The 290-nt window shown below is 44.5% G+C and carries 1 protein-coding gene; it reads right to left on the bottom strand.

The features are described from left to right. On the bottom strand, positions 1-217 hold a 217-nt coding region (gene rpsF, locus FLQ44_RS02855), incomplete at its 3' end, for a 30S ribosomal protein S6 (RefSeq protein WP_147692967.1). Positions 218-290 lie beyond the last annotated feature (73 nt).

Below are 290 nucleotides of genomic sequence, written 5' to 3'. Positions count from 1 at the left end.
CGTCGATTACACTTTGAGGTGCTTCTACATTCATTAACACGTAGTGTGCTTTGTGAAGTTTGTTGATTGGGTATGCTAATTGACGACGACCCCAATCTTCTAAGCGATGAACTTGACCGCCAGCTTCTTTAACAGACGCTGTGTAACGCTCAATCATTGCCGGTACTTGTTCGCTTTGGTCCGGGTGAACCATAAAAACGATTTCGTAGTGACGCATTGACTATCCTTACGGGTTAGCAGCCTCCAACTTTAGCCAGTCACCAACTTGTGGAAGCAAGGATTAAAAAAAC

The organism is Vogesella mureinivorans (assembly GCF_007644035.1).
GTDB lineage: Bacteria > Pseudomonadota > Gammaproteobacteria > Burkholderiales > Chromobacteriaceae > Vogesella > Vogesella mureinivorans.
The sequence above is the reverse complement of the archived record's forward strand: the minus strand, read 5'-3'. Positions and strand labels throughout refer to the sequence as shown.